Source organism: Helicobacter kayseriensis, assembly GCF_021300655.1.
In the GTDB taxonomy this organism is placed as follows: Bacteria; Campylobacterota; Campylobacteria; order Campylobacterales; family Helicobacteraceae; genus Helicobacter_G; species Helicobacter_G kayseriensis.
In genome coordinates this window covers 1-1,603 of sequence record NZ_JAJTNB010000030.1, presented here as the reverse complement: position 1 = coordinate 1,603, position 1,603 = coordinate 1, and the positions used below count along the sequence as shown (strand labels likewise).

The following is a 1,603-nucleotide window of genomic DNA, read 5'->3' as shown; positions in this document are numbered from 1 at the left end:
ATGATTAGCACCTATCAACTCTATCTAGCCAATCTCAACTCACTCAATAAAAGAATGGGAGAGCTTAGAGATAATGATAAGGCCAATGGAGTATGGTTGCGTGTCTTTAATGGAAAGCAAACTGTAGATTTTGGAGTGGAAACTCAATCTACTTATACAACTATCCAAGGAGGATATGACAGTAACTTTGGAGGGAAAGATTCTAATTTCTATCTAGGATTTGCTCTTTCTTATTCAAATGCTTTGAGTGATTTTAGCTCTCCAAATCAAGCTCAAAACTCTGTCATCCTTAGCAATAATGCCAATGGAATGGAAGCAGGAATCTATGCAGCTTATGTGGCTGATAGTGGTCTATATACAGATACAGTTGCTAAGTTTAGTTTCATCTCTAATGATTTCAAATCCAATAAGAATGAAAACTATAAGCCTAGAGTCTTAGGCGGAACACTCTCTCAAGAAGTAGGCTATCGCTTCAAACTTCCTTTGAATTTCTTCATCGATCCTCAAGGAGAGTTGTCTTTGGGATATCTAGGAGGACAGAGCTTCACTCAAAGTGCTGATGGATCATTCTTGCAAACTTCACAAGATGGGATCTTTACACTTAGAGGAAGATTGGGTGTGAATTGGGGATTTGATTTCCAAGAATTCACACAGGATAAAGAGATGAATGCGAAGTTGTATTTGGGAACTTATTATGTGGGAGATTATATCCATGGAGGAAGCATTACATTTGATAACCTTGTGGATTTCTCTGATAAGACAAACAAGTACTCTTCTTCTGGAGCATTCCTGCTCAATGTTGGGACAAATATCTCTCTAAAAGATCACACAAGATTGTATTTGGATTTTGAGAAGTCTTTTGGTGGGAAGATCCGCACAGATTATCAAGTCAATGTAGGAGTGAGATATTCCTTTGGAGAGAAGGTCAGACAACAAGAAGCTACTCCTCTTCCAGCTCCTCAAGCCCTCAGTGAAAAAAAGAGTAGTTAGGGCACTAAAAAATCAAAGGGTGGGGGAATAAGAGAGATATAAGCACAAAGAAAAGAGAAAAACACTCTATGAGAGAAAAAGTGGGTGGAAATATAAAAAGAAGCAAAAGAGTGTGAAACACAAAGGAAACTAAATAGGTAGAGAAAAAAGCAAAGCAAAAGTGGGTGAAGAAAGCAAAGGGGCGGGAGAAAAACAAAAGGTGGGGAAAGCAAAAGGTGGGGAAAACAAAAGGTTGGGGAAAAGGTTCATCACAAAAACTAGAAAAAACAAAAAGAGAGGTTAAAAACAAAAAATCACTCTAAAAAAAAGGGGGGGGGATAAAAGACTTGATGGAGCCTCTTTTTATGTTTGGAGGCTCTTAAAGTTTTTCATAGTTTATAGTGTGTGTATCCTATTTTAGGATGTTTTTATGTTTCAGAGGGTGGAAAGGCTAAAAAGATTCTAAGCAAGTCTCTTAGATCTTTATCTAGCCCTTTATGGCTTGAAAAAAGAGGAATGGCCCTCAAAGCAAAAAGTTTATCTCTCAAATCTAAGAAGATAAACCCAAAAGCAAAAGGATCAAAGAAGATCCAAAGAGGTTCACTAACCTCAAAATATTTTAAAGAACAAAAAA

2 protein-coding genes are annotated in these 1,603 nt (G+C 37.1%); one reads left to right on the top strand and one right to left on the bottom strand.

Going from position 1 to position 1,603, the window contains the following annotated elements; genetic code table 11:
- On the top strand, positions 1 to 990 hold a 990-nt coding region (locus LW137_RS07065; protein WP_233034946.1), incomplete at its 5' end, for an autotransporter outer membrane beta-barrel domain-containing protein.
- A 407-nt stretch (positions 991 to 1,397) separates the two neighbouring features.
- Here the strand turns inward: LW137_RS07065 and LW137_RS07060 are convergent.
- Positions 1,398 to 1,603 (bottom strand): hypothetical protein (locus tag LW137_RS07060; protein WP_233034944.1); only part of this gene is annotated, 206 nt, incomplete at its 5' end.